Genomic DNA, 23,756 nt, shown 5'->3' with positions numbered 1-23,756 from the left:
CTTAGCGGCGCCTTGCCGGCGGCGCCAGTGCCAGCGACCACGGTTCCCGTCCCGGACGCAGGGCATACGCGACCAGTGTGCCGTCGCCGCTGGAATCGGCCAGCACGGCCGCCACGCCGTGGACCGGATCGCCGGACAGGGCACGCAGGTCGAAGTTTGGCACGCCCAGGCGGCTCCACCTTGGCTGGGCGCCCGAGTCCAGCATGCACAGCTGCCCCTCGCCGTAGGCAATGAAGCCATCGTGGAAATTGCCCGTCACCATCTCGATGGCCAGCGGTGGCGGCGGCAGCGCCGTCCAGGCGTCGTTGGCGTGCGACAGTTTTGCTGCCGCACCGTCGCCCACCGCCAGCATGCCATGCTGCCAGTCGCCGGCGATCAGGGCGGCCTTGCCGCGCAATGGCGGGGGCAGGGCGGCGCAGCGTTCCCATGCATTCCACTCACCATTGCCATTGGCCGACCTGTCCAGCCGGTACAGGCCGTGGCCATCGGCGGCCAGCAGCAGGTAGCCGTGATGGTCGCCGCCGGCCAGGCCGGCCATGCCGGTGCCGGCAGGCGGCCCCGCGACGTCTTTCCAGCGCGCCTCCGGCTGGCCCAGGGCGGCGAGAAAACGGATGGCCGTGCCATGCACCAGCGTGGTGTAGCCCGCGCCATCGCCCAGCAGGCAGGCGAACGCCGTGTCGCCAGGCACGAAGCCAGGGGCCTTGGTGCAGTCCAGCCAGTACAAGTTCCGCTCGACCTGGGCCAGGCTGCGCAGCGTGCCATCGTCGCCCAGCAGGACGATGCCCTTGGCGGGACTGCCGGCGATGCGGATGTATTTGCTCATGAGGGTATCCTTATGGCGTATCGGTTTGCTGACGGTCTACTGTGCCAGACGCCGGTACTGCCGTGGCGGGCAGGCGCAGCTCATCTTTATCATGCCGTAAAAGCGCTGATCGGGCGGTTGCGCGCCAGGCTCCAGCCCGTCGTGTTCTGGGCTGCGGGCTGGCCGTCCGCACGCTGCACGCTGTGGCTCCAGAGGATTTCCGTAAAGTTCAGCTTGAACTGTTCGGTCGGCATGTCATCGGGATGGGTTTGCAGCTGGATTTCGCTGATCAGAGCATCGCGCAGCGAGATGGTGATGATGTTGACCGTCTTGTCGCCCGAGTTGCGGGCGATGTACAGCTTGGTAGGCTGGGCGGCACCCCTGCCCAGTGGCTCGGCGCGCAGGCACAGTTCATACAGCTTGACGGACGTCTGGTCGACATATTTGACGCAGGTAAATTCCGTGATCACGGGCCGCCCGGACGTGCGCGCCGCATTGCTGACGTCGGTCGTCACTTGCTGCTTCATGCCTTGATGTAACGACACCAGCTCGATGCACTGGCGCATGCCCTGAAACGCGGCGGCGTCGCTCCAGGCAGTGTCGATAAGACTTCCGCCATTGCTACCGTCCGTCGCCTTGCCGAATACGAGTTCCCCGTTGCCGGGTTCCAGCAGGATCAAATCCATGAAGATGCTCCCTTGCAGTCAATGTGTACGGGCTTTTTGCGCTACAGGCGGATATGGCGCGGACGTGGCACTTGCCAGCCTGCCTCGGCGTAGATGTCGACAAAACAGATTTTCAGCTGCGCCATGCCTTGCGAGACGAAGAATACGCGGGCCGTGGCCTCTTGCCGGTCGCGGGTGATGTACCCCACACGGCGTCGCCCCGTGCCAGGCCCCGGCTGCTGACGCGGTGCACCAGCAAATCGGCATTGTCGCGTGGCACGATGGCCACCCGCACGTCGGCTTCTCCCATGGTCTCTGATTGAAATATGCGCGCCACTCTCTGTTTCCACTTGTCGTCGTGACTGCGACTATACACTGAAAAAAGTTGCATAAACACAAGCATCAATGGCGCCGAAATATATTTTTGCATGGCTGCATCCAAACGCGCGCATGGCGAGTAGTACAGGGGTGCGCTCGCCGCAAGGGCGGCACGAGCGGCACTTCCACTCACTCTTACAGGGGCCACGATCATGCCGATATTACCGACTTTGCCATTTGCCAAGCTGCTGCTCGTTTCCGCCGTCGCCATGACCTTGTCCGCCTGCGGCGGCAGCGACCATGACGATGTTGTTGCTCCGCCAGCGCCACCCGTGGCGGTGGCGGGCGATGTCTTCGTGCTCACCGCCAGCAACAAGCTGCTGTCGTTCGACCGCGCCACGCCAGTCACCATCCGCACCACGGCCAGCGTGACGGGCCTGCAGGCTGGCGAAAACCTGCTGGGCATCGATTTCCGTCCCGCTGATGGCCAGCTGTATGGCGTCGGCAGCACGGGGCGCATCTACACCCTGAATGGCGTGACGGGCGCCGCCACCGTGAAGGTCACCCTGGCGGCCGATGCGGCTGATGCGACGGCGCCCTACACGGCGCTGGCCGGCACGGAGTTCGGCGTCGATTTCAACCCGGTCGCCGACCGCCTGCGCATCGTCAGCAACACGGGCCAGAGCCTGCGCATCAATGTCGACACGGGGGCCACCACGACGGACGGCAATATCAATGGCGGTGCAGTCAATGCCGCCGTCACGGCGGCCGCCTACAGCAACAGCTTCGCCGGCACGGCCAGCACCACCTTGTTCGTCATCGATGCGGCCAACGCCACCCTGTACACGCAAAATCCGCCCAACAACGGCACCCTGGCCAATGCCGTGCCGCTGGGCGTGGCGGCCACCGGCGTCGCCGGTTTCGATATCGATGCGCGCACGAATACGGGCTACGCCGTCATGACGGTGGCCGGCGCGCGCAACCTGTACACCTTGAACCTGGCCGTGGCCACGGCGCCTGCAACCCTGGTGGCGGCCATCGGCGTGACGGAAGAATTGCGCGGCATCGCCTTGAAGGCGCCGGGCGCCCCCATCGCCTACGGCCTGACGGACGACAATCGCATCGTCAGCTTCAAGACGGCCACGCCGAACACGTTGGACACCAACGTGGCCGTCACGGGCCTGGCGGCGGGCGAGCGCCTGCTGGGCTTTGATATCCGTCCGAAAGACGGCTTGCTGTACGGGGTATCGTCAACGGGGCGCATCGTTACCATCGCCCCGGACACGGGTGTGGCCACCGTCAAGGCGACGCTGGCGGCTGATGCGGTGGACGCCACCGCGCCCTACACGGCCATCGCCGGCACGGCCTTCGGCGTCGACTTCAATCCCGTCGCCGACCGCCTGCGCGTGATCGGCAACACGGGGCAAAGCCTGCGCATCAATGTCGACACGGGCGCCACCACCACCGATGGTGCCGTCAACCGCGCCGGTGCAACGCCGGCTGTCACGGCGGCGGCCTACAGCAACAGCTTTGCGGGCACGGCGGCCACCATGCTGTTCGATATCGATACGGCCAGCGCTGCGCTCGCCCTGCAAAATCCGCCGAATGACGGTACTCTCGTCAATGTAGGGCTGCTCGGGTTGGCCGTGGCGGGCGACGTCGGCTTCGATATCGCGGGTGGCGCGAATGGCCTGGCTCTGGCGGCCTTGCGCACGTCGGCCACGGGACCGAGCTCGCTGTACCGCATCGACCTGGCGACGGGTGCGGCCGTGCTGAGCGGCGGCGCGGCCACGCCGGCCGCGTCCCTCGTCGGCAACGGGTCGGTGGGACTGGTCGATATTGCCATCGCGCTCAAGTAAGGAAATACGCCGCAGCTTTGCTTTGATTCAATAATTCCAGTATTATAGAATTATTGTTGATCTTCAATGGCTGCGGCGCATGGTGCCCGCGATGCCGCAACGAACGGGACCTCATGCTCACCGCTTTCTTCATCTTTCTCGCCACATTAGTCCTCGTCATCTGGCAGCCGCGCGGCCTGGGCATCGGCTGGAGCGCCGTCATCGGCGCCTGTGTCGCCTTGCTGGCGGGCGTCATCCACTGGGGCGACATCCCCGTCGTCTGGCACATCGTGTGGAACGCCACCGGCACGTTCATCGCCGTGATCATCATCAGCCTGCTGCTGGACGCGGCCGGTTTCTTCGAATGGGCCGCCTTGCACGTGGCGCGCTGGGGCGGCGGCAGCGGCAGAAAACTGTTCGTGCTGCTGGTCTTGCTGGGCGCCCTGGTTTCCGCCGTGTTCGCCAACGACGGCGCCGCGCTGATCCTGACGCCCATCGTCATCGCCATGCTGCGCGCGCTGAAGTTTTCCGCCAGGGCCACCCTGGCCTACGTGATGGCGGCCGGTTTTATTGCGGACACGGCCAGCCTGCCGCTGGTGGTGTCGAACCTGGTGAATATCGTCTCGGCCGATTTCTTCAAGATCGGCTTTGCCGAGTACGCGTCCGTGATGGCGCCCGTCAATGTCGTCGCCGTGCTGGCGACCCTGGCGGCCTTGCTGCTCTTTTTTCACCAGGATATTCCCCGCGACTATGACGTGGCGCAGCTGAAACGCCCGGACGCCGCCATCCGCGACCTCGGTACCTTCCGCGCCGGCTGGCTGGTGCTGGCGCTGCTGCTGGTGGGATTTTTCTCGCAAGAAAGCCTGGGCGTCCCCATCAGCCTGATCGCCGCCGTCGGCGCCGCGCTGCTGCTGGGCGTGGCAGGCAAGGGGCACGTGATTTCCACGCGCCACGTGCTGCGCCATGCGCCGTGGCATATCGTCGTCTTTTCGCTGGGCATGTATCTGGTCGTGTACGGCTTGCGCAATGCGGGCCTGACGGCGTACCTGACGGGCATGCTGAACCACTTTGCGCAGTACGGCGTGTGGGGCGCGGCCATGGGCACGGGCGTGCTGACGGCGTTATTGTCGTCCGTGATGAACAACCTGCCGACGGTGCTGGTGGGCGCGCTGGCCATCGACCCGACGACGGCGCAGGGGGCCGTGCGCGAAGCGATGATTTACGCGAACGTCATCGGCAGCGACCTGGGCCCGAAGATCACGCCCATCGGCAGCCTGGCCACCTTGCTGTGGCTGCACGTGCTTGACAGCAAGAATATCCATATTTCCTGGGGCTACTATTTCCGCGTCGGCATCGTGCTGACCGTGCCCGTGCTCTTGGTGACCCTGGCTGCATTGGCGCTGCGCCTGGGGTGATGGCAGAGCGGGGGATAGTTTACTAGACGACCGGTCAGATTTTTTGCTATACTGGCTGCATGAGCAAAAAATCCTCCGCTGACATGCGCCAGCACCTGATCGACATCGCCAATGCCCTGATGGCCGAGAAGGGCTATACGGCCGTGGGCCTGGCCGAGCTGGTGGCGGCCGCTGGCGTGCCGAAAGGCTCGTTCTACTATTACTTCAAGTCGAAGGAAGAGTTTGGCCAAGCCTTGCTCGATGACTATTTCACTACCTATCTGCAGACGGTCGACGCCTTGCTGACGGGACCAGGCACGGCGCGCGAGCGCCTGCTGGCCTATTTTGACTACTGGCGCGCCACCCAGGCCAGCAGCGCGCCGGAAGGCAAATGCCTGGTGGTCAAGCTGGGCGCCGAAGTGTGCGACCTGTCCGTGGACATGGGCGCCGTGCTGCAGCAGGGCACGGGCGCCATCCTGGAGCGCCTGACGCAGTGCGTGGAAGCGGGCCACCTCGACGGTTCCGTGGCGGCGGCGGCGACGGCGGCGCGCGTGCTGGCCGAATCCCTGTATCAGTTGTGGCTGGGCGCTTCCCTGATGGCCAAGGTGGCCAAAAGCGGCGGACCGTTCGACGCCGCCATGTCGAGCACGCAACGGCTGCTGTCCTAGCCGTTTTTTTTAACCATTAAATAGACGACCGGTCAGTTATTTTGACCTCTCGCACAATATGAAAGCAGTACGATGACCGAACAGCATGAAAGCGATCTATTTTCTCCCGTCGACCTGGGCGCGCTGGCGCTGGCCAACCGCATCGTCATGGCGCCGCTCACGCGCAGCCGCATGGGCGACGATGGCGTGCCGAACGCCTTGCACGCCGAGTATTACGCCCAGCGCGCCAGCGCCGGTCTGATCATCAGCGAAGCGACGAATATTTCGTCCCAGGCGCGCGGCTACGCCATGACACCCGGAATATGGACGGACGAGCAGGTGGCTGGCTGGAAGCTGGTCACCGATGCCGTGCATGCGGCCGGCGGCAAGATCGTCTGCCAACTGTGGCATGTGGGGCGGTTTTCGCATGCGAGCCTGCAGCCCGATGGCGCCGCGCCCGTCGCCCCTTCCGCCATCCGGGCCGAGGGCAGCACCTATACCGCCAGCGGCATGCAGGCCGTGTCCATGCCACGCGCACTGGAAACGCGGGAAATCGCCGGCATCGTGGCCCAGTATGCGCATGCGGCCGCATGCGCACTGCGCGCCGGTTTCGACGGCGTCGAGGTGCATTCGGCCAACAGCTACCTGCTCGACCAGTTCCTGCGCGATTCGACCAACCAGCGCACGGACTCTTATGGCGGCAGCATCGCAAACCGTGCGCGGCTGACCCTGGAAGTGACGCAAGCCGTGGTGAACGTCTGGGGCGGGGCGCGGGTCGGCATCCGCCTGTCTCCCGTCACGCCCGACGCGGGCAATACGCCCGTCGACAGCGACGTGATGGCCACTTATGGCTATCTGATCGAACAGTTGAACGGCTATGGACTGGCGTACCTGCACTTCGTCGAGGGCGCCACGGCCACCTCGCGCGCTGTGCCGACAGGCGTCGACCTCGATGCGCTGCGGGCGCTGTTCGACGGTCCGTACATCGGCAACAACCACTATGACTTGCCGCTGGCGCAGGCGCGTCGCGCGCAAGGCAAGGTTGATGCGGTGGCGTTTGGCCGTCCCTTCATCGCCAATCCGGACCTCGTGGCCCGCCTGCGCCATGGCGTGGCGTTGACCGTGGCGCCGCGCGAGGCGTATTACGGCGGTGGCGCCAGCGGCTACACCGACTGGCCCGCAAACCTGAACTGATTTCTCTTGATTTTCTTTTTTACTCACCCAAGGAGCGCAACATGAACAACACCACTTTTGTGCAGGATTACCAGGCCATCGTCGCCGTGCTGAATCAATACAATGCGGGCGGCGCGCAGGCCGACAGCAGCATCATGCGCCCGGCTTTCAGCGGCCAGGCCACCATTTTCGGCGTCGATGGCGACGATCAACTGACGGGCGGACCCATCGAAGGCCTGTTCGAAATCATCGACAGCGCCTTCCGGCCATCGCCGCAGGCAAGGGCGGCCATCGTGCGCGTCGACATCGTGGGCACGGCGGCCAGCGCGCGCGTCGATACGGACGATATCTCGGGTTTCCGCTTTACCGACTTTTTCAACCTGTTGAAGGTGCAGGGCGAGTGGACCATCGTCAGCAAGATTTATCACACGCACGCGGGCGCCTGATGCACTGGCTGGGCGCCCGATGCTGTATCGTGTGGCGTCCAGCATGCGGAGAGAATGAATGAAACTGATACTGACAGGCGCCACGGGCCTGGTGGGCCGCGAAGTACTGCGCCTGGCTCTGGCCGACGCGCGCGTCACGGCCATCGTGGCACCCGTGCGCAAGCCCTTGCCGGCGCATCCGAAGCTCGATGCGCCGCTCGTCGACTTCGACAGCTTGCCGGCGGAGGCGCCCTGGTGGCAGGCGGACGCCGTCATCTGCACCCTGGGCACGACCATGAAGGCGGCGGGCACGCGACAGGCGTTCCGACGGGTTGACCATGACTATCCGCTGGTCGTGGCGCGCCTGGCGCTGGCGGCCGGCACGCGCACGTATGCGCTCAATTCCGCGGCCGGCGCAAACGCCGCTTCACGCTTCTTCTACAACCGCGTCAAGGGCGAGCTGGAACGCGACCTGGAAGCGCTGGGTTTTTACTCGCTCACGCACGTGCGACCCGGTCTGATTGGCGGCGAACGCGACGTGGCGCGGGCGGGCGAGGGCGCCGCCTTGCGCCTGCTGCGCGTGCTCGCTCCCGTGCTGCCGCGCCGCTGGCGCATCAATCCCGCGCCGCGCATCGCCAGCGCCTTGCTGGAAGCGGCGCTGGCCGCCGCGCCGGGCGTGCACGTGGTGACGTCGGAGCAGCTGCTGTGAGCGCAGGCCCGTATCATTTATCTTCCCGTTTTTGAAAGGATCACAATGCAGACAGTACGCCCTTACCAGGCCGGCGACCGCGACGCCTGCCTGGCCCTTTTCGATGGCAATACGCCGCGCTTTTTCGACCCGTCCGAGCGTGCGGGCTTTGCCGCCTGGCTGGAAGCATCGACGCATCCGTATCTGATCATCGAACGCGACGGAGACATCGTCGCCTGCGGCGGCCACGCCATTGAGGCGGGCGGCACCGTCGCCAGCCTGTGCTGGGGCATGGTGGCGCAGGATCTGCATGGGCAGGGACTGGGCCGCGCGCTGACGCAGGCGCGCCTGGACGCCATCCGTGCCGTGCCGGGAGTCGCCAGCGTGAACATGAATACCAGCCAGCACACGCAGCGTTTTTATGCGCGCTTCGGTTTTGAGGCAGTCAAGGTGACGCCGGATGGCTTCGGGCCAGGCATCGACCAGTGGGACATGATGTTGCAACTGCCCGTGTAGCAACTGCAGGCTGGCATGGCGTCATGCTTCGGCCAAATACTGATTGAGATGGTAACGTTAGTCGCTTACTATCGTTGGGTGTTTCAACTAGGAAAGATGCCCATGCGCCCGTCACTCTCGTTTGACCTCCCATTGCAGACCGCCGCCAGGCACGGAGGGCAGCATGGCTGATGACAGGCTGCCGCCATCCCCGCTCGTCATCGTGGCCAGCAGCGGCACCGGCGGCGACATGCAACCGTTTATCGCGCTGGCGCAGGGCTTGCAGCAACGGGGCCGGCGCGTGCTGCTGCTGGTGCCGGGCTGGCAGGAAGCGGCCGCGCGGGCGTCAAGGCTGCCGTATCAAATCTTTGGCAGCGTGGAAGAGGGGCAGGCCATGCTGGGCGACCCAGGCCTGTGGGATGAGCGCAAGGGTTGGGGCGTGGTGTGGAATGGCCTCGTGCCGCACCTGGGCGCCGTGCGCGACGTCGTGCAAGGCTTGCCGGCCGGCGAGCCGTGCGTGGTGCTGTGCCACCCGATCCTCGTGCCGATGGCGGCCCTGGCGCGCTCCGTGCGCCCTGGCTTGCGCATCGTCGCGGCGTATCTGGCGCCATCGAACCTGTGCAGCAGCCATGACTTCCTGGCGGCCGGCTCCTTGCGGATTCCCGCCTGGGTGCCGCTGGCCTGGCGCCAGGCGCTGTGGCGGCTGATCCACCGCAGCATGGTCGACCCGGTGCTGCTGCCGGGCCTGAATGGCGCGCGCGCGCAGCATGGGCTGCCGCCGGAAGCGCATTTTTTTGCGCACATGCTGGCCGCGCCGGATGCCTCGCTGGGGCTGTTCCCCGCCTGGTTCGCCGCGCCGCAGGCGGACTGGCCGCCGCACTTCGTGCAAGCCGATTTCACCGGCGCCGCCATGCATGGCGCTGCGGCGCTGCCGCCGGAGCTGGAACGTTTTCTGGACGAGGGCGAGCCGCCCATCGTGTTTACGCCCGGTACCGGCCACCAGCACGCGCAACGCTATTTCAGCATCGCGCTGGACGTCTTGCGGCGGCTGGGGCGGCGCGGCCTGTTCCTCACGCCCCACGCGGCGCAAGTGCCGCAACACTTGCCGCCGACCGTGATGTGGCAGGCGCACGTGCCGTTTGCGGCGCTGTTGCCGCGCGTGGCGGCCGTGGTGCACCACGGCGGCATCGGCACCAGCGCGGACGCCTTCCGCGCGGGCGTCCCGCAACTGATCGTGCCATTCGCGTACGACCAGTTCGATAACGGCTGGCGCGCCAAACGGCTCGGTGTAGGGGATGTCTTGCTGGCCAAACGCCTGTCGGCGGGGCGCATGCGGCGGCAACTGGCGCGCCTGCTGGCCGCGCCCGAGGTCAAGCTGGCGTGCGTAGACGTGGCCCGCCGGATGGGGCAGGGGCTCGAATCAGCGCGCCTGCTCGATCACGTCGAGGCGGCGCTTATCGGGACTGGGGCGCACCGTCGTCGAGGGTGATGACACGGTCGTTTGCGCCGGGCACGCAGCCGTCGGCGATCGGTTCCCAGCCCCGGTGCACCACCACCTGCTTGCCGTCGTGGCAGATTTCCACGCGTTCGCTGGCGGGCAGGCGCTGGCGCGCGAACGCTTCCAGGCTGGCCGGCAGGCTCACTGCCAGCTGCATCGTGCCGATGGCTTCCGGCGGGTGGTCATCCATGTGCACGAGGGGCACGAAGATCGAGCCCAGCATCAGCCAGCGCGCGCCGACGTCGACGGGGGCGGGCGCATACGGCGCGGCGCGCAGCCAGTCCTGGGCGCGGGCGCGCAAGTCGCTGCCGGCGGCCAGCTCGCCCCAGGCTGCGGCCAGCATTTCCACCACCCACTGATTGCAGTTCTGGTATTTCAAATTGAAGGCGTACGCGTTGGCGCTGTAGCGGCCCGCCAGCAACTGCTGCACGCGCACGGGGTCGAGCAGGGCGCGGCGCAGGGGCGGCACGGTTTCTGCAGGCAGTTTCACGAGGGAGATGTAGCCAAGTGACGGATTTTCCGTGCCCATGGCGAAACCGGCCGTGCCCTGGTCGAAGATGCGCGGGCGGCCTTCGTCGCAGGCGTAGTACAGCTGGCGCGCGGACCAGCCGCTGTCATTGTCGTGGCGCCAGGCCAGCGCTGCATGCGAGTAGCGGATGCCGAAGCGGGCCAGGTCCAGGCCGGAGCGGCTGATGAGGGCCACGCTGCCTTCGCTGGCGGCCAGTTCCTCGCGCACGACGGCGGCAAAGCGCAACAGGCGGTCCTGTTCCGTGGCCGTGAGTTCCTGCGCGCGGTCGCAAAAGCGCGACGAGGCGAGCGAGGTGCCTGCCTGGGCCGCGCCAGCCAGGAAGAGCGCGGCGCAGCCGGCCAGCAGCGGCGCCAGTTTGCGCAAAATCAAAGGCTGACGGGACGCGTGGCCATTTCGCCGTACCAGTCGTCGGCCAGCACGAGGAAGAAGGCGGCGCGCGTGTCGTTGCGCGAGAATTCGATGCCATAGGCGCGGTTTTGCGCATGCACCACGTCGCCTTGCGTCAGCTGCTGCTTGTCGAGTGCCGCTTGCGGCAAGTCCAGCACCAGCGGCGTTGCCGTGGCGTCGGCCTGCATGGTCAAACGCGTCATGCCGTCGCGGCCTGGCAGGGCTGCCACGTCGATGATGCGGTAGGGGCCATTGGCCACCTTGTTGTCGCGCGAGGAGCTGTTGCTCGAACCGTTGAGCGAATCGGAAATGCTGCCGCTCGACTGGGAGCCGGCGCTGGAGGCCGAGGAAACGAAACTGTCGGCGTTGGCGTTGCACGCCACGGTCAGAGCTGCGGCCAGGCCGAGCATGCGTAAGGAGATAGTCAAGGCAGTTTTCCAGTGGACGTCAATGAAAGCGCGCCGGGTCTGTCCCGGCCTGCGCCATCATAGCAGATCGCTTATCAGCTGAGCAGTACCTCGATCAGGCCCTTCGCTTCGGCCGACGGCTGCGTGCGCAGCGCCTGCAGCACGGGATCATTTTCCAGATACGCTTGCAGCGGCGCGCTGACGGTGACGCTGGCCTGCGGCAGCGGTGTAGGCACGGGTGCCAGCGCCTTGGCCAGCAGCAGGGTGTCGCGCAAGCCCTCGGGCGGCAGCATGATGGTCGAACCGGGCAAGGCGTTGACGGCATCAGCTACCGGCAGCGGCACGCCCAGCTGGCGCATCAGCGCGCGGCCGATCACTTCCAGCGTGGATGCCATCTGCGTTTCCAGCTCGGCGTACAGGCCCGGCGTCTTGTCGGCCTGGGCCAGCAAATAAAAGCCGGCCACTTCATGCACGATGCCGGCGAACAGGGCTGTATCGGCATCCGTATGCGTGACGGCGCCCGCCAGCCCATGCGCCAGGGCCGCCACGTGCACGGTGTGTGCCCACAGCTGGGTGGCGCGGGCGCGCAAGGCTTCGTCGCGGATGCCCGCGTTCAGCTGGCGGATGACGGCCGCCGTGGCCAGCGCATACAGGTTGCGGTGGCCCAGCCGTTCGACTGCGGCGCGCACGCTGGTGAGGGCGGGCGCCTGGCCGGGCGCGAACAGGGCCGAATTGGCCAGCGCCACGGCGCGCGCCGACAAGGTCGGTTCGCACAGCAGCAGCCGGCTGATGTCGGCCGAGTGGCAATCCGGATTCGCCAGTTCCTTTTGCAGGAGCAGGGCCGTATTGATGCTGGTGGGAAAAGCCAGGGTTTCCGTTTCGGCGCTGGCCAGAAGTTGCGCCAGACTGCTGAGCGTGTTGACGTGCATGGATAGGGGAGCGAGAAGTAGCAATGCCCCATCTTATCAGGCAATCCGGCCCGCATGGCGCCCGACAGCCTTTCCTGTGAAATAGGCCGCGCCTCGACCGCGCCTCGACCTATTCATCAGTCCAGCTTATAGACCCTAGTGGGTTTATGGCGCTAATCAGCACGGGCCAGCACTGTTAAGCTTGTATGGCCAGGACAGGCGACGCCGGCTGCCCGGCGGCACGTGAGACCAATCATACCGGCAAGAAAGGAAACCAGATATGCATCGATACGCCGCTGCACTCTTGCCGCTTTGCCTGCCCGCCGGGGCCGCGTCCGCCGAAGCGGGCGCCGCTGCCGCGCCAGCGGCAGTCACCGTCACGCGCGCCGCCGCCATGCCCGCCAGCATCGGCGACGCCGCCTATTTCACGGGCACGGTCGTAGTCGGCGCCAGGTTCCAGCGCCTGGCTCCGGCCCGCGTGGGCGGCGCCCTCGTCACCTTCGCGCCCGGCGCCCGCACCGCCTGGCATACGCATCCGCTAGGCCAGACCCTGATCGTCACGCAAGGCCATGGCTGGGTGCAGCATTGGCAGGGGCCGCTGCAGGCGCTGGCCGTGGGCGACGTGGCGTGGATACCGCCCGGCGTCAAGCACTGGCACGGCGCCACGGCCACGTCTGCCATGCAGCATGTTGCCATTGCGGAGGCGCAAGATGGCACGGCCGTCAACTGGCTGGAGCACGTGGCGGATGACAGCTACCCCAGGTAGTCAGGACTGTTCGCCGTGCGCCAGGATCTCCAGGAAAGCCGCCACCAGGCGGCTTTTTTCATCGGCGCGCGTCACGGCCACCACGGTGGTGCTGGTGGCGATATCGTCCACGGGCAGGAAGACCACGTCGGCGCGGTTGTTTTCCGCGATCGAGCGGGCTACCAGGGTGGCGCCCAGGCCGGCGGCCACCAGTGACAGGGCCGTGTAGATTTCCACGGCGGAATACGCCACGGCCGGCTCGGCGCCCGCCGCCTTCAGCGCGGCGACGATCTGCTGGCCAAACGGGCTGATCGGGTCTTTCGGATACAGGATGAAGGGGATGTCCGCCAGCTCGGCCGCGCGTAGCGACGTGCGGCCCGCCAGCCGATGGTGCAGGGGCAGGGCGGCCACCAGCGGGTCATCCAGCGTGACCGCGTGGCACAGGTCGGGCGGCGCTTCGCAGGGGCCGATGAAGCGCGACAGGCCGATATCGATGCGCCCCTGGCGTAGCTGCGCCGGCTGGTATTCGGACAGCGCCTCGACCAGGTCCAGCTGCACTTGCGGATAGACGGCGCGAAATTGCCGGATGGCCCGTGGCAGCACGGAAAACGTGGCCGAGCGGGTAAATGCGATGCCCAGCCAGCCATGGCTGCCCGTTGCCAGGCCCTTGGCCTCGTCATCCAGGCGCGCCGCCTGCAGCAGCAGTTCCTTGGCGCGCGGGTAGAAAAACCGGCCCAGCGGCGTCGGCTCCATGGGCCGGCGCGAACGGTCGAACAGCTCACCGCCCAGGTGGGCTTCCAGCTGCCCCAGCTGCATGCTGATGGCCGTCGGCGCCACGTGCAGGCGCTCGGCCGCGTGCGCGGCGCTGCCCGCTTCCACCACCTCGCAAAAATACCGCAACTGTCTTAAGTTCATTTTTATTGATCCAAGAGTCAATAATCGATGTTTGATATTGAAAACACTTTATATGAAACTGGGTTCCACGACAACAAGATCTGGAGACGTTTCATGGAAGACAGTGTATTCACGCAGGCGAGCGGCCTGAGCAGTGCGGAAGTGTCGGACGCGCTCGATTATTTCGGCTTGCCCGGCAGCGTGCCTGGCCTCGTCCCCGTGGCCGGGCCGCGGCGCCTGTTCGGTCCCGCCTTTACCGTGCGCTTCGCGCCCGTCGACAGCCAGTCGCCCGGCACGGTGGGCGATTACCTCGACGATATTCCTGCGGGCGCTATTGCCGTGCTCGATAACGCTGGCCGCAGTGATTGCACCGTCTGGGGCGGCATCATGAGCCAGTTGGCGGCGCAGCGGGGCGTGGCCGGCACCGTCATCGGCGGCGTGTGCCGCGACACGGCGGAAGCGGACGCCGCCGGTTACCCCCTGTTTGCGCTGGGGCGCTTCATGCGCACCGGCAAGGATCGGGTGCAGGTGGACGCCGTTGGCGCGCCCGTCAGCCTGGCCGGCGTGCGCGTGGCGCCCGGCGACCTCGTCGTGGCCGATCAGGATGGCGTCGTCATCGTGCCGGCGGGCCGGGCGCACGCCGTTTTTGAACGCGCCCTGGCCATGCAGGCGGTGGAATTGCGCATCGTCGCCGCCGCGCTGGACGGCGTGTCGCTGCGCGACGCGCGGTGCCAGTTCGGCTATCACACCTTGCAGCGCAAGCCTGCGGCTGCCTGAATTTCCCCTCTCTTTACCTCTCAGAAAGCACACCATGGACCAGCATGTTTCCATTGCAACCCTGCACGCCCTGCGCCAGCTGGGCGCGGCCACCATCTATGAAGCGCAGGGCGCGAAAGGCGCGCTCGACAGCGGCATCAAGCCGATTGCGCCCGGCATGCGCCTGGCCGGCCCTGCCTTGACCGTCGATACGCGCCCGGCCGACAACCTGATGCTGCACTACGCCATGCTGAAAGCCCAGCCCGGCGACGTGCTGGTGGTCGACGCCAAGGGTTTCCTGGAAGCGGGCGTGTGGGGCGACGTCTTCACCGAGCAGGCGCAGCGGATCGGCCTGGCCGGCCTGGTGATCCACGGCGCCGTGCGCGACGCGGCCGCCATGACCGAGGCGGGCTTTCCCGTCTTCAGCCGGGGTTTGTCGATCAAGGGCACGGGCAAGCACCAGCCGGGGCGCCTCAACGTGACCGTCACCATTGGCGACGTCAGCATCGATCCCGGCGACATCATCGTTGGCGACCAGGATGGCGTGGTGGTGGTGCGGCGCCACGAGGTGGACGCGGTGCTGCTGAAAAGCCGTCAGCGCGAAGAGAAGGAAGCGCGCTTCCGCCAGCAGATCCGAGACGGCGCCACGACCGTCGACCTGCTGGGGCTGGAAGAGACCTTGCGCCGGCTGGCACTGCACTGACCTCTGTGCCCACCACTAAAAAAAATCAGGAGACACCCTCATGCATACCACCATTACCACCCCGGCTGCGGCGCCCGCCGCACCGCTGGCCGTCCGCCGTCCCACGCGCTACCGCTGGGTCGTCGCGGCCCTGTTTTTCATCGTCTACACGATTGCCGCCGCCGACCGCGCCAACCTGGGCGTGGTCTTGCCGTTTTTGCGCAAGGAATTTGAAATGAGCAATACCGATGCGGGCGGCCTCGTCAGCCTGTTCCTCGTCGCCTATGCGATGGCGCAACTGCCTTCCGCCTGGCTGCTGTCGAAGTTCGGCGTGCGCAAGGTGTTTACCATTTCCATGGTGCTCACGTCGATCGCCACGGGACTGACGGGGCTGGTGGGGTCCCTGCTGTCATTGAAACTGTGCCGCCTCGGCCTGGGCCTGGCCGAAGGACCGTTGCCGATCGGCGTGACGACCACCATCAATCACTGGTTTCCTTCGCGCGAGAAGGGCACGGCGTCGGGACTGTTCTTGTCGGCCGTCAAGTTTGGTCCCGTCATCACGCCGATCCTCGGCGCGGCCATCATCGCCGCCTGGGGCTGGCGCGAAGTGTTCATCTGGTTTTCCGTGCCCGGCGTGATCCTGGCCATCTTCTGGTATTTCCTGGTCACCAACAAGCCGATGGAGAGCCGTTTCGTCAACGCGGAAGAACTGGCCGTCATCGAAGAAAAGGCGCCGGATGGCAGCAGCACCGGTACGGCGGCCACGTCGCGGCCTATGCCCTGGCTCGACAAACTGATCCGCGTGCGCCAGGTGCCCACCGTCAGCACCAGCCGTGGCGTGTTTGCGTCGTGGAATATTCTCGGCTGCGCGCTCGGCTATTGCTGCCAGCTGGGCATTTCGAGCGTGCTGCTGGCCTGGATTCCCACGTACTTGCTGACGGTAAAACAGTTTTCCATCATGAACATGGGCATGGTGGCGGCCGCGCCGTGGGTGGGCGCCGTCTTCGGCAATATCCTGGGCGGCTTGCTGGCTGACCGCGTGCTCGACAAGCGCAGGAAACCCGGCATGCTCATTTCCGCCCTGTCGACGGCCGTCATGATGTATTTGCTGATCCATGCGCCGGCCGACCCGCTCCAATACGGCGCGCTGCTGTTCCTGACGGGCGTGCTGTTGAGCATTGGTTTCTCCGCCTACATGGTGTATCCGATGCAGTTCGTGTCGAAGGAGAAATTTCCCGTCGCCAATGCCCTCGTCAACATGGGCGGCCAGTTGGGCGGCGCGGCCACGCCGTGGATCGTCGGCATGCTGCTGGATCATTACGGCTGGGATTATGTGTTCGGCTTCATGGCGGCCATTTCCTGCCTGACCTTCCTGGTGGTACTGACCATCGCCGAACCGCTCAAGTTGCGGCCGTCAGGGCAGCAGTAAGGAATGCTGGCTGGCCGTGTGGAAATCGCGCCAGACGCGGTTGATGGTGCTGTCTTCGCGGGCCGCGTACAGGCCGCAGTACGGGTACAGGCCATCGACGGCCGCGCGGCAGGCGGCCACCAGGTCCAGCGAACTGTCTTGCACGGCTTGCATGGCGCCCGCGCCGAGCACCGCGCCGGCCGCCACCTGCGCCCAGCTGTCGTCCAGCACGGCGTAAAAGCGGGCGCGGGCGGCAGTGAACGCGTCTTTCTTGCCTTGCAGCATGGCGACCACTGCCGGCACGTCCAGCAGTGGCAAGCCTTCGCGCGCATGGCGGCGGTGGCGCATGCATTCTTCGGCCAATTCCAGGAAATGCGCGGCCATGCCGGCCACGTTGGCGGCCAGGGTCACGTAGGCCAGCGAGTAGAACGGGTAGCGGTATAGCGGGCCGTCGGCCGTCGCGGTGTCAGGACTGATCGCAAAGCCATGGTCCTTGCCGAGCCACTGGCCATCGATGCGGTAGCTGTGCGAGGCGCTGGCGCGCATGCCGATGCTGTTCCAGGACGGCACCAGCTGCACCAGCGCGGCGGGCACGAGGAAGGCGCGGATGCGCGGCTTGCCTTCGTCATCGAGCAGGGGCTGGCCATCGCGCCGCAGCCGGGCGTTCAGGGTGAAGTGGGTCGCCATGGGCGCGCCGCTGGCGTAGTCCCAGCTGCCCGTGATGCGGTAGCCGTCGCCTTCTTCCTCCGCGTAGCCGGTGGCCGCGCCGCTGCCGCCCAGGCAGACCCGGGGCGTGCCGATGATGGCGCGCGCCATGTCGGGCGCCAGAAAACCCGCGAACCAGCCCGCGCCCGCGCACAGGGTCAGCACCCAGCCCATGCTGCCATCGACGGCGGCCACGGCTTCTTCCAGGCGCACCACTTGCGGCAAGGGCAGCTCGGCGCCGCCCGCGCTGCGCGGCGCCAGCATCGTCAGCCAGCCGCGCCGGTGCAGCAAGGCTTGCTGGGCCGGATGCAGGAAGCGGGCCGCATCGGCCGCCTGGGCGTGGCGGGCGATGCGGCGTGCGTCGCGTTCGGAAAGGGTAGCAATGGCAGCGTGCGGCATGGGCAAAGTCCGTCTATGGCAGAGGCGGGCATTTTCGCACAGCGCGGCGGCGCCGTTGCCGTCAGCCGTGCGGCATGGCGATTTTTTCCATCACGGCGCGCAGCAGCGTGGCGCCTGGCGCCGCGGCCGGGACCGAGCGCCAGGCGATGATGCCGTCCGGCCGGACGATCACGGCGCCGTCATCGCCTGCGCCGTAGGTGTCGCCGAAGGCCTGATCGGCGGGGAAGAGCACGTCGGCGCCGATCAGCAAGGTCTTCAACGATAGGTGCGCGGCGGCGGCGGACCAGCGCGGATCGGCTGTCAGCAGCACGAAATCGTCGGTCAACAGGTCGATGCTGGAGACGCTGTTGCCGCGATGCCGGACCCATACGTGGGGCGCGCGCGTGCCTGGCTGGCCAGCCCAGTCGCGCGGATGGGCGGCCGGCGGCAGCGCCGCTCCGGCACCGAGGATGGTGCCAGAGCGCGTCAACTGGCCCAGTTCCATCGCCAGGTTGCCATACAAGGGTTCGTTCTGGTAGCCGTCGCCGACCCATTTCGCGTAGTCCGGCCGGGCGAAGGTTTGCTGGTGCCGCAGCCAGGCGATGGGCCGGCGCTCATCCGTGTAAGTGTCGAGCAGGGCGGGGCGCGATTGCTGCCGCACCACCCTTTGCAGCTTCCATGCCAGGTTGTAGACGTCGTCGATGCCCGTGTTGGCGCCGTAGCCGCCCCGCGTGGGCGGCAATTGGTGGGCCGCATCGCCGGCCAGGAAAATGCGTCCTTCGCTGAACCTGTCCGCGATCAGCCCGGCCAGCTCCCAGCGCCCGGTAGTGATCAGCTCGAAGGCCATGTCCTTGCCCAGGGCCTGGCGGATCAGCGTCCGCAATTGCGCGTCAGTGCTGTCGTTTTGTTCTTCAAACATGAGGAACCAGCGCCCGTCCGAATACGTGCCCAGGAAACCCTTGAAGCCTGGCTGATCGATGTCGAACTGGCGGATGCCCCGCTCCAGAAAGGCGTCCGCCTCCGCGCAGCGGAACAGCACGCTGCGCAGCACGCGCAGGGGACCGGCACCCTGGCGCGCGATGCCCAGCTGTTCGCGGATGGGGCTGGCGGCGCCATCGGCGGCGATCAGGTAATCGGCCGTGACGGCATAGCTTGCGCCCGTGTCGCGCTGGCGTAGCTGCGCCGTGACGCGCTGCGCATCCTGCTGCACGGACAACAGTTCCACGCCCGTGCGCAGGTCGGCGCCCCGTGCGCGCGCGGCCTCGCGCAGTATCGGTTCCAGCAAGTCCTGGGCGATGGCGGCGCCGGCCATGGGCGTAGCCTTGCCGTCGCGCTCTTCCGGCTGGCCTGGCGTCCATGGCAATTCCTCGTAGTGCTGGCCCGCCAGACTTTCCACGCGGGCGCGGCGCACGGTGGCGCCGGGCGGCACCTGGGGAATGCGTTCGGCGATGCCGGCGGCGCGGAAAAATTCCAGCGTGTGTTCCGTAAAGCCCGTGGCGCGTGGATGGGCGGCGCTGCCGTGGTGTTTTTCAACGAGGATATGCGGCACGCCCCGCCATGCGAGGAAGAGCGAGGCTGAAAGCCCGACGAGGCTGCCGCCGATGATGAGTACAGGGGTGTGGATTGAAGCTGGGTTCATGATGTCGTCCTGGGTGTTGTGCAGAGCACACTCGGTCAAGGACGTGGTGAATTTTCGCGGCAGGCGCAACGCCGTTCAGGCAGCAGGGTGACGGAACGCACGCCGACGAAAAAACGGCGCACGTCCGCTTTTCGTCGTGGTCCGCTGCCACCAGGGCTGGAATATGACCGTCCGCAGGCGGACGGCTGACCGGGGCTCACCACGCCGGTCCACCTTTTTCGACAGCGCGATCTTAGCACGGGACTGTCGCGCTCCGCCAGCCCAGGGAACCCCGTGCAAAGGGCTTCAGGCGGCCTTGGCCAAACCTTCCGCTTCCCAGGCAGCCTTGACGCTGTCGCGCTGGGCGACTCTTGCCAGGAAGGCTTGCACATTCGCCAGCGCGGACAAATCCACGCCCAGGCCTGGCGCCCAGCCCGTGATGACGAACAGATAGGCGTCGGCGACCGTGAACGTGTCGCCAGTCAGGTAGGCCTGGCCTTCCAGGCGGCTGTCCACCCATTTGTATTTCTTGCCGAGTTGCTCAATGAACAAGGCCTTGGTGGCGGCGTCGAAGCGGGAATCGAACAGGGGGCTGAACGATTTATGCAGTTCGGACGTGATGTAGTTCTGCCACTCCAGCACCTTGTAGCGGGCCAGGCTGCCCACGGGCGGCAGCAGGTCTTGCTTGCCGCTCTGTTCGGCGATGTACTGGGCGATGACGGGGCCTTCGCTCAAGGTCGTGCCATCGTCGAGCGCCAGCAGCGGCACTTGTCCCTTCGGGTTGAGTTCATAGTAATTGCCGCCTTCCTGCGTCCGGTGCTGGCCCAGATCGACTTTCACCAGCGTAAATGGCGTGCCCGTTTCGCGCAGGAGGATGTGCGGCGCTTGCGAGCAGGCGCCTGGAGAATAAAAGAGTTTCATGGCGATCCTGTCCTTGAAAAGGTGGGAAAGATGCCACTATAGACCTGCGCCGCCGCGCGGTAAACGCGTGTTCGCGCAAGTGGCCGTGCACGCTCGGAGGAGGTTTGCGTCGGCTCAAACCCCGGGATAGCGCAAGGTGTCGAGCAGCAAGGTAAACGCGGGCGACGGGTGGCGCCGGCTCGGGTAATACAGCTTATAGCCCGCATACGTGGGGTACCAGTAGTCCAGCACGCGGATCAAACGGCCATCGGACAGGTAGGGAAGGACGACGTCTTCGGCTATGCAGGCCACGCCCAGGCCATCGAGCGCCGAATGCAATCGCATGGCCATGTTGTTGTAGATCATTTGCCCTTCCACCCGTACTTTCAGCTCCTGCCCATCCTTGGAAAATTCCCAGGCAAACAGGCCGCCCAAGGTGGGTAAGCGCATGTTGATGCAGTTGTGCGCCACCAAGTCCTGCGGCGTGACGGGCGACGCGTGGCGGCTGAAATACGCGGGCGCAGCGACGACGGCCATGCGGAAATCGGGACCGATGGGCATGGCGATCATGTCCTTGGCCACTTGCACGCCCAGGCGCACGCCCGTGTCGCAGCGCGCGGCCACGATGTCTGTCATGCCTAATAAGTTCATGCGTCATGCGGACTTTAGCATCTATTCATGGTAATGCGAAAGCCTTACAGTGGAGGCATGAAAAATCTTCCCGCTACCCCCGCCGCGCCGCACAAGGCGACCATCCTCGCCATCATCCTTGTCAGCTATGTAATGATCGTGCTCGACACGTCCATGTTCTGACGGGCTTGCCAAAAATGCACCGCGACCTGGGCTTTACTGATACGGGCCTAGCCTGGGTGCAAAGCGCCTACACCCTGACGTTTGGCGGCTTGCTGCTGGCCGCTCGCGCTGGCGACGCGTATGGCCGGCGCCGCCTGCTGCAGCTGGGCCTGCTGCTGTTTACCTTGGCCTCGCTGGCCATCGGCCTGGTGCAGTCGCCGGCCATGCTGATCGCCGCACGCGCCATCCAGGGCGTGGGTGCGGCCATCCTGGCGCCATCCACCCTGGCCCTGCTGCAAACCACGTTTGCGGAGGGGCGCGAGCGCACGCGCGCCATCGCCCTGTACAGCGCCGTGGCGGGCATCGCCGCCAGCGTGGGCTTGGTGCTGGGCGGCGTGCTGGCCGAATGGCTGTCGTGGCGCGTGGGTTTCTTCATCAACCTGCCCATCGGCGCAGCCATGCTGGTGGCCGCGCGCCGTTACATCACCGAGATGTGAAACCACTAGAGGCCGCTTCGACGTGGCCGGCGCGGCCAGCTCCACCCTCGGCATGTCGGCCCTCGTGTATGGCCTGATCCGCTCGGCCGGCGCCGGCTGGGCCGATGCCCTGACGCAAGACGCGCTGGCGGCGGGCGTCTTGCTGCTGGCTGCTTTCATCTTGATCGAGCGGCGCGCCGCGCAGCCCATCCTGCCGCTGCGCCTGTTTGCCGATGCGCAGCGCAATGCCGCCTACGGCGCCAGGGTGCTGTTCATGGGGGCCATGATCGGCTTTTTCTTTTTCACCACGCAATTCCTGCAAGTGGTGCTGCGGTATCCGCCCGCGCTGACGGGCCTGGCTTTCCTGCCCATGACCCTGGTCAACTTCGGCGTAGCCCTGTGCGTGCCGCGTTTGACGCGCAGCTTGGGTAATGCGCCTGCTGGCCATGGGATTGGGCTTGACCCTGCTGGCATGGCTGAGCCGCGTCGACGCGGGCACGGCTTACTGGCTGGGTGTGGCCTTGCCCATGGTACTGATCGGCGCAGGGCATGGCCCTGACAATTGCCCGAATGCCAGGTGCGCCGGGATGCTGGCCAGGCAAGAGCTGTTTGTCAGAGTATGGCTAATTTTAATAATAAGATTTTTGCGGTTTATCCATTTTTCGGAGTGCTCCTATATGGCATGTCTTGTGGGGGCCATACACTTCATCCCAACAATACAGGAGTGCATTTGCGCAAGGATGCTTTCCAGTTGACTGCCGGACATCCGTGCATGGCGGCCTAAGGCCGATCAGTATCCAGTCGAGCGATTGCTGTGCCGCCTTCAAAACTGCAGATGCTTTCCTTGATGCTGGTGACATCGTTGCTACGGCTAGCCATGTACCGTTCAGTATGTCGCCATAGCCGCGACAGAGACAGTTACCGCCGTCAGCCCCATGATTTATTTCATTCACTATCAGTAAGTTGCACCAATCAACATTTAAAAGGTCGCGTTATGCATATTGGCTCTTTGCTCAAATCGGGGTTGGCCGTCGCGCTGCTGTGGGCGCTGACCGGGTCGGCCTTCGCGGTCACATGCACTTACCTGGATGGCATCCGGCCGGCGGTGGGCGCCATGCCCTTGCAAGTTTCGGCGCTCAGCGTCGGGCGCGATGTGCCGGTGGGCACGGAGGTGTATCGCCAGACATTCAAAATGGCCAGCGGCCAGGCAGTGAAACTGGAGTGCCTGTATGCGCCGTATCAACAGCATACCGAGTTTGAGGTTGATTCAAACTATGGCTTGGCCAACTGGATCGGTGCGAAGTCTCCGAATAAAGTCTACCAAACCGGCATTCCGGGGCTGGGAGTTTTCTTCAACAGTACGGGCGGTCTGCTGCCGAGAGAGACAAATAAGATATCTACCAGCTGCACGCCGGGCTGGCGCTGCCTTGTTCCTTTTGATGGACCGTCCAATTTTGAATTGATATTGATCAAGGTGGGTGAGGTGACACCGGGAGTGCTGCGGGGTGATTCACTGCCGACCGTCAGCTTGTACGGCAATTTTGGCGATGCCAGGATGCTGGGCTTCAAGATGGGCCTCTCAGGCAATATCCAGATAGTCTCGCGCACCTGCAGCACGCCGGATGTAATAGTGCCCATGGGTACGCATACGTCCAAAACATTTACCGGGCTCAACAGCACTCCCGGCTGGACGAATTTTTCCATTCGTTTGAACAATTGCCCGGCCTTCCATGGAACAGTGAGCAAGACCCCTGTCGCCTGGGTATCACAAAGCGGCAATTCGCCCAGCGGCACGGCCGGCAACGTATCCATAGACAAGAACAGCCTGCGCTACCGCATCGATCCGGTGCGCACGGCCATCAATTCAGACACTGGCGTGCTGAGCCTCGATCCCACTGCAGCAAACCGTCCGCCCGCCGCCAGCGGCATAGGCGTGCAGATAGCGTTCATGACCGGAACCCAACCCTTTTCCTTGGCAGCATGGCAAAGCAGCGGCCTGACCCTGAGCAGCAGCGAAATCAGTTATGACATTCCCCTGCGCGCGCGTTACCTGCAGACCGCAAGCGCGGTGAAGGGGGGGGCGGCAAATGCGTCGGCGACGTTTACGATCAGTTATGACTAAGCTGGATAAATAAACAGGGAGGGGGCGCAAGCCTCAGAACGGTTTTCGTGCTGCTTCATGGTTCTCTCTTGCTGCTGCGCCGCCTTGGGTATCTCCCGCCAAAGCA

At 65.5% G+C, this 23,756-nt stretch carries 26 protein-coding genes; 15 read left to right on the top strand and 11 right to left on the bottom strand.

Translation table 11 applies throughout. The features are described from left to right. Position 1: 1 nt before the first annotated feature. The 3 genes from SJI03_RS10895 to SJI03_RS10885 all read right to left on the bottom strand — a co-directional run bounded on the left by SJI03_RS10895 (position 2) and on the right by SJI03_RS10885 (position 1,676). Positions 2–823 carry a hypothetical protein gene (locus SJI03_RS10895; RefSeq protein ID WP_322427197.1) on the bottom strand — a complete coding sequence of 274 codons (822 nt, stop codon included), beginning with the start codon at positions 821–823 and terminating at the stop codon, positions 2–4. An 89-nt stretch (positions 824–912) separates the two neighbouring features. Next, entirely contained in the window at positions 913–1,488 is a 576-nt protein-coding gene (locus SJI03_RS10890) for a type VI secretion system tube protein Hcp (protein ID WP_322427196.1), read from the bottom strand. 41 nt (positions 1,489–1,529) lie between these two features. Then, the gene (locus SJI03_RS10885; protein WP_322427195.1) at positions 1,530–1,676 is read right to left on the bottom strand and encodes a hypothetical protein; all 147 of its coding nucleotides are present in this window, start codon (positions 1,674–1,676) and stop codon (positions 1,530–1,532) included. A 321-nt stretch (positions 1,677–1,997) separates the two neighbouring features. On the opposite strand from SJI03_RS10885, the gene SJI03_RS10880 reads away from it, so the two are divergent. The 8 genes from SJI03_RS10880 to SJI03_RS10845 all read left to right on the top strand — a co-directional run bounded on the left by SJI03_RS10880 (position 1,998) and on the right by SJI03_RS10845 (position 9,934). Continuing rightward, entirely contained in the window at positions 1,998–3,644 is a 1,647-nt protein-coding gene (locus tag SJI03_RS10880) for a DUF4394 domain-containing protein (protein ID WP_322427194.1), read from the top strand. 113 nt (positions 3,645–3,757) lie between these two features. Continuing rightward, the gene (locus SJI03_RS10875; protein ID WP_099377074.1) at positions 3,758–5,038 is read left to right on the top strand and encodes an arsenic transporter; all 1,281 of its coding nucleotides are present in this window, start codon (positions 3,758–3,760) and stop codon (positions 5,036–5,038) included. A gap of 59 nt (positions 5,039–5,097) precedes the next feature. Then, on the top strand, positions 5,098–5,685 hold the full coding sequence (locus SJI03_RS10870) for a TetR/AcrR family transcriptional regulator (RefSeq protein ID WP_322427193.1): 588 nt from the start codon (positions 5,098–5,100) through the stop codon (positions 5,683–5,685). Positions 5,686–5,757: 72 nt separating this feature from the next. After that, a complete protein-coding gene (locus tag SJI03_RS10865; RefSeq protein ID WP_322427192.1) occupies positions 5,758–6,858 on the top strand; it encodes an alkene reductase in 1,101 nt (366 codons plus the stop codon). Between the two features lie 41 nt (positions 6,859–6,899). Continuing rightward, a complete protein-coding gene (locus SJI03_RS10860; protein ID WP_322427191.1) occupies positions 6,900–7,283 on the top strand; it encodes a nuclear transport factor 2 family protein in 384 nt (127 codons plus the stop codon). 58 nt (positions 7,284–7,341) lie between these two features. After that, positions 7,342–7,971, top strand: coding sequence for an NAD-dependent dehydratase (locus tag SJI03_RS10855; RefSeq protein WP_322427190.1), 630 nt, complete (start codon positions 7,342–7,344; stop codon positions 7,969–7,971). Between the two features lie 45 nt (positions 7,972–8,016). Continuing rightward, a complete protein-coding gene (locus SJI03_RS10850) occupies positions 8,017–8,466 on the top strand; it encodes a GNAT family N-acetyltransferase (RefSeq protein ID WP_322427189.1) in 450 nt (149 codons plus the stop codon). A 163-nt stretch (positions 8,467–8,629) separates the two neighbouring features. After that, positions 8,630–9,934, top strand: a complete 1,305-nt coding sequence (locus tag SJI03_RS10845) for a glycosyltransferase (RefSeq protein ID WP_322427188.1) — start codon at positions 8,630–8,632, stop codon at positions 9,932–9,934. On the opposite strand, the gene SJI03_RS10840 is transcribed toward SJI03_RS10845, so the two are convergent. From SJI03_RS10840 to SJI03_RS10830, 3 genes are all read right to left on the bottom strand, one after another. Then, the gene (locus SJI03_RS10840) at positions 9,900–10,841 is read right to left on the bottom strand and encodes a DUF2145 domain-containing protein (protein ID WP_322427187.1); all 942 of its coding nucleotides are present in this window, start codon (positions 10,839–10,841) and stop codon (positions 9,900–9,902) included. The genes SJI03_RS10845 and SJI03_RS10840 overlap by 35 nt on opposite strands. Continuing rightward, positions 10,838–11,269 (bottom strand): hypothetical protein, encoded by a 432-nt coding sequence (locus tag SJI03_RS10835; RefSeq protein ID WP_322427338.1) that lies wholly within the window; start codon positions 11,267–11,269, stop codon positions 10,838–10,840. Before SJI03_RS10835 ends, SJI03_RS10840 begins: the two co-directional genes overlap by 4 nt. Positions 11,270–11,361: 92 nt before the next feature. Further along, positions 11,362–12,195, bottom strand: coding sequence for an HDOD domain-containing protein (locus SJI03_RS10830; protein WP_233516049.1), 834 nt, complete (start codon positions 12,193–12,195; stop codon positions 11,362–11,364). A 259-nt stretch (positions 12,196–12,454) separates the two neighbouring features. Here SJI03_RS10830 and SJI03_RS10825 point away from each other — a divergent pair, with 259 nt between their 5' ends. After that, on the top strand, positions 12,455–12,940 hold the full coding sequence (locus tag SJI03_RS10825; protein ID WP_322427186.1) for a cupin domain-containing protein: 486 nt from the start codon (positions 12,455–12,457) through the stop codon (positions 12,938–12,940). Here SJI03_RS10825 and SJI03_RS10820 read toward each other — a convergent pair whose 3' ends face one another. Next, entirely contained in the window at positions 12,941–13,834 is an 894-nt protein-coding gene (locus SJI03_RS10820; RefSeq protein WP_322427185.1) for a LysR family transcriptional regulator, read from the bottom strand. It lies immediately after the preceding gene. A 93-nt stretch (positions 13,835–13,927) separates the two neighbouring features. Between SJI03_RS10820 and SJI03_RS10815 the strand changes: the two genes are divergently transcribed. From SJI03_RS10815 to SJI03_RS10805, 3 genes are read left to right on the top strand one after another with little or no spacing between them, the layout of a single operon-like run. Continuing rightward, positions 13,928–14,590, top strand: coding sequence for an RraA family protein (locus SJI03_RS10815; protein ID WP_322427184.1), 663 nt, complete (start codon positions 13,928–13,930; stop codon positions 14,588–14,590). 34 nt (positions 14,591–14,624) lie between these two features. Next, complete coding sequence (locus SJI03_RS10810; protein ID WP_322427183.1) at positions 14,625–15,272, top strand: 4-carboxy-4-hydroxy-2-oxoadipate aldolase/oxaloacetate decarboxylase; 648 nt, start codon at positions 14,625–14,627, stop codon at positions 15,270–15,272. 40 nt (positions 15,273–15,312) lie between these two features. Beyond that, positions 15,313–16,680, top strand: a complete 1,368-nt coding sequence (locus SJI03_RS10805) for an MFS transporter (protein WP_322427182.1) — start codon at positions 15,313–15,315, stop codon at positions 16,678–16,680. Here SJI03_RS10805 and SJI03_RS10800 read toward each other — a convergent pair. The 4 genes from SJI03_RS10800 to SJI03_RS10785 form a co-directional block, all read right to left on the bottom strand. After that, positions 16,666–17,763 carry an acyl-CoA dehydrogenase gene (locus SJI03_RS10800; protein ID WP_322427181.1) on the bottom strand — a complete coding sequence of 366 codons (1,098 nt, stop codon included), beginning with the start codon at positions 17,761–17,763 and terminating at the stop codon, positions 16,666–16,668. The genes SJI03_RS10805 and SJI03_RS10800 overlap by 15 nt on opposite strands. Before the next feature lie 61 nt (positions 17,764–17,824). Further along, the gene (locus tag SJI03_RS10795) at positions 17,825–19,381 is read right to left on the bottom strand and encodes an FAD-dependent monooxygenase (protein WP_322427180.1); all 1,557 of its coding nucleotides are present in this window, start codon (positions 19,379–19,381) and stop codon (positions 17,825–17,827) included. 285 nt (positions 19,382–19,666) lie between these two features. Continuing rightward, entirely contained in the window at positions 19,667–20,281 is a 615-nt protein-coding gene (gene gstA / locus SJI03_RS10790) for a glutathione transferase GstA (RefSeq protein ID WP_322427179.1), read from the bottom strand. A gap of 114 nt (positions 20,282–20,395) precedes the next feature. After that, on the bottom strand, positions 20,396–20,896 hold the full coding sequence (locus SJI03_RS10785; protein WP_322427178.1) for a LysR substrate-binding domain-containing protein: 501 nt from the start codon (positions 20,894–20,896) through the stop codon (positions 20,396–20,398). 191 nt (positions 20,897–21,087) lie between these two features. On the opposite strand from SJI03_RS10785, the gene SJI03_RS10780 reads away from it, so the two are divergent. From SJI03_RS10780 to SJI03_RS10770, 3 genes are all read left to right on the top strand, one after another. Beyond that, positions 21,088–21,549: an MFS transporter gene (locus SJI03_RS10780; RefSeq protein WP_322427177.1), complete on the top strand. Its 462-nt coding sequence runs from the start codon at positions 21,088–21,090 to the stop codon at positions 21,547–21,549. Positions 21,550–21,571: 22 nt separating this feature from the next. Next, positions 21,572–22,087, top strand: coding sequence for a hypothetical protein (locus SJI03_RS10775; RefSeq protein ID WP_322427176.1), 516 nt, complete (start codon positions 21,572–21,574; stop codon positions 22,085–22,087). Positions 22,088–22,522: 435 nt separating this feature from the next. After that, a complete protein-coding gene (locus SJI03_RS10770; RefSeq protein ID WP_322427175.1) occupies positions 22,523–23,650 on the top strand; it encodes a fimbrial protein in 1,128 nt (375 codons plus the stop codon). Positions 23,651–23,756: the final 106 nt, after the last annotated feature.

Source organism: Janthinobacterium sp. GMG1, assembly GCF_034427795.1.
GTDB lineage: Bacteria > Pseudomonadota > Gammaproteobacteria > Burkholderiales > Burkholderiaceae_D > Janthinobacterium.
The sequence above is the reverse complement of the archived record's forward strand: the minus strand, read 5'-3'. Positions and strand labels throughout refer to the sequence as shown.

What these genes read in the sequence shown, in the direction of transcription:
- SJI03_RS10855 (WP_322427190.1), top strand. Translation starts at nt 7,342, where the DNA reads ATGAAACTGATACTGACAGGCGCCACGGGCCTGGTGGGCCGCGAAGTA.
- SJI03_RS10805 (WP_322427182.1), top strand. Translation starts at nt 15,313, where the DNA reads ATGCATACCACCATTACCACCCCGGCTGCGGCGCCCGCCGCACCGCTG.
- SJI03_RS10835 (WP_322427338.1), bottom strand. Translation starts at nt 11,269, where the DNA reads ATGCTCGGCCTGGCCGCAGCTCTGACCGTGGCGTGCAACGCCAACGCC.
- SJI03_RS10870 (WP_322427193.1), top strand. Translation starts at nt 5,098, where the DNA reads ATGAGCAAAAAATCCTCCGCTGACATGCGCCAGCACCTGATCGACATC.
- SJI03_RS10815 (WP_322427184.1), top strand. Translation starts at nt 13,928, where the DNA reads ATGGAAGACAGTGTATTCACGCAGGCGAGCGGCCTGAGCAGTGCGGAA.
- SJI03_RS10795 (WP_322427180.1), bottom strand. Translation starts at nt 19,381, where the DNA reads ATGAACCCAGCTTCAATCCACACCCCTGTACTCATCATCGGCGGCAGC.
- SJI03_RS10785 (WP_322427178.1), bottom strand. Translation starts at nt 20,896, where the DNA reads ATGACAGACATCGTGGCCGCGCGCTGCGACACGGGCGTGCGCCTGGGC.
- SJI03_RS10890 (WP_322427196.1), bottom strand. Translation starts at nt 1,488, where the DNA reads ATGGATTTGATCCTGCTGGAACCCGGCAACGGGGAACTCGTATTCGGC.
- gstA (WP_322427179.1), bottom strand. Translation starts at nt 20,281, where the DNA reads ATGAAACTCTTTTATTCTCCAGGCGCCTGCTCGCAAGCGCCGCACATC.
- SJI03_RS10895 (WP_322427197.1), bottom strand. Translation starts at nt 823, where the DNA reads ATGAGCAAATACATCCGCATCGCCGGCAGTCCCGCCAAGGGCATCGTC.
- SJI03_RS10830 (WP_233516049.1), bottom strand. Translation starts at nt 12,195, where the DNA reads ATGCACGTCAACACGCTCAGCAGTCTGGCGCAACTTCTGGCCAGCGCC.
- SJI03_RS10770 (WP_322427175.1), top strand. Translation starts at nt 22,523, where the DNA reads ATGCATATTGGCTCTTTGCTCAAATCGGGGTTGGCCGTCGCGCTGCTG.
- SJI03_RS10820 (WP_322427185.1), bottom strand. Translation starts at nt 13,834, where the DNA reads ATGAACTTAAGACAGTTGCGGTATTTTTGCGAGGTGGTGGAAGCGGGC.
- SJI03_RS10850 (WP_322427189.1), top strand. Translation starts at nt 8,017, where the DNA reads ATGCAGACAGTACGCCCTTACCAGGCCGGCGACCGCGACGCCTGCCTG.
- SJI03_RS10780 (WP_322427177.1), top strand. Translation starts at nt 21,088, where the DNA reads ATGCACCGCGACCTGGGCTTTACTGATACGGGCCTAGCCTGGGTGCAA.
- SJI03_RS10845 (WP_322427188.1), top strand. Translation starts at nt 8,630, where the DNA reads ATGGCTGATGACAGGCTGCCGCCATCCCCGCTCGTCATCGTGGCCAGC.
- SJI03_RS10810 (WP_322427183.1), top strand. Translation starts at nt 14,625, where the DNA reads ATGGACCAGCATGTTTCCATTGCAACCCTGCACGCCCTGCGCCAGCTG.
- SJI03_RS10860 (WP_322427191.1), top strand. Translation starts at nt 6,900, where the DNA reads ATGAACAACACCACTTTTGTGCAGGATTACCAGGCCATCGTCGCCGTG.
- SJI03_RS10825 (WP_322427186.1), top strand. Translation starts at nt 12,455, where the DNA reads ATGCATCGATACGCCGCTGCACTCTTGCCGCTTTGCCTGCCCGCCGGG.
- SJI03_RS10865 (WP_322427192.1), top strand. Translation starts at nt 5,758, where the DNA reads ATGACCGAACAGCATGAAAGCGATCTATTTTCTCCCGTCGACCTGGGC.
- SJI03_RS10880 (WP_322427194.1), top strand. Translation starts at nt 1,998, where the DNA reads ATGCCGATATTACCGACTTTGCCATTTGCCAAGCTGCTGCTCGTTTCC.
- SJI03_RS10800 (WP_322427181.1), bottom strand. Translation starts at nt 17,763, where the DNA reads ATGCCGCACGCTGCCATTGCTACCCTTTCCGAACGCGACGCACGCCGC.
- SJI03_RS10875 (WP_099377074.1), top strand. Translation starts at nt 3,758, where the DNA reads ATGCTCACCGCTTTCTTCATCTTTCTCGCCACATTAGTCCTCGTCATC.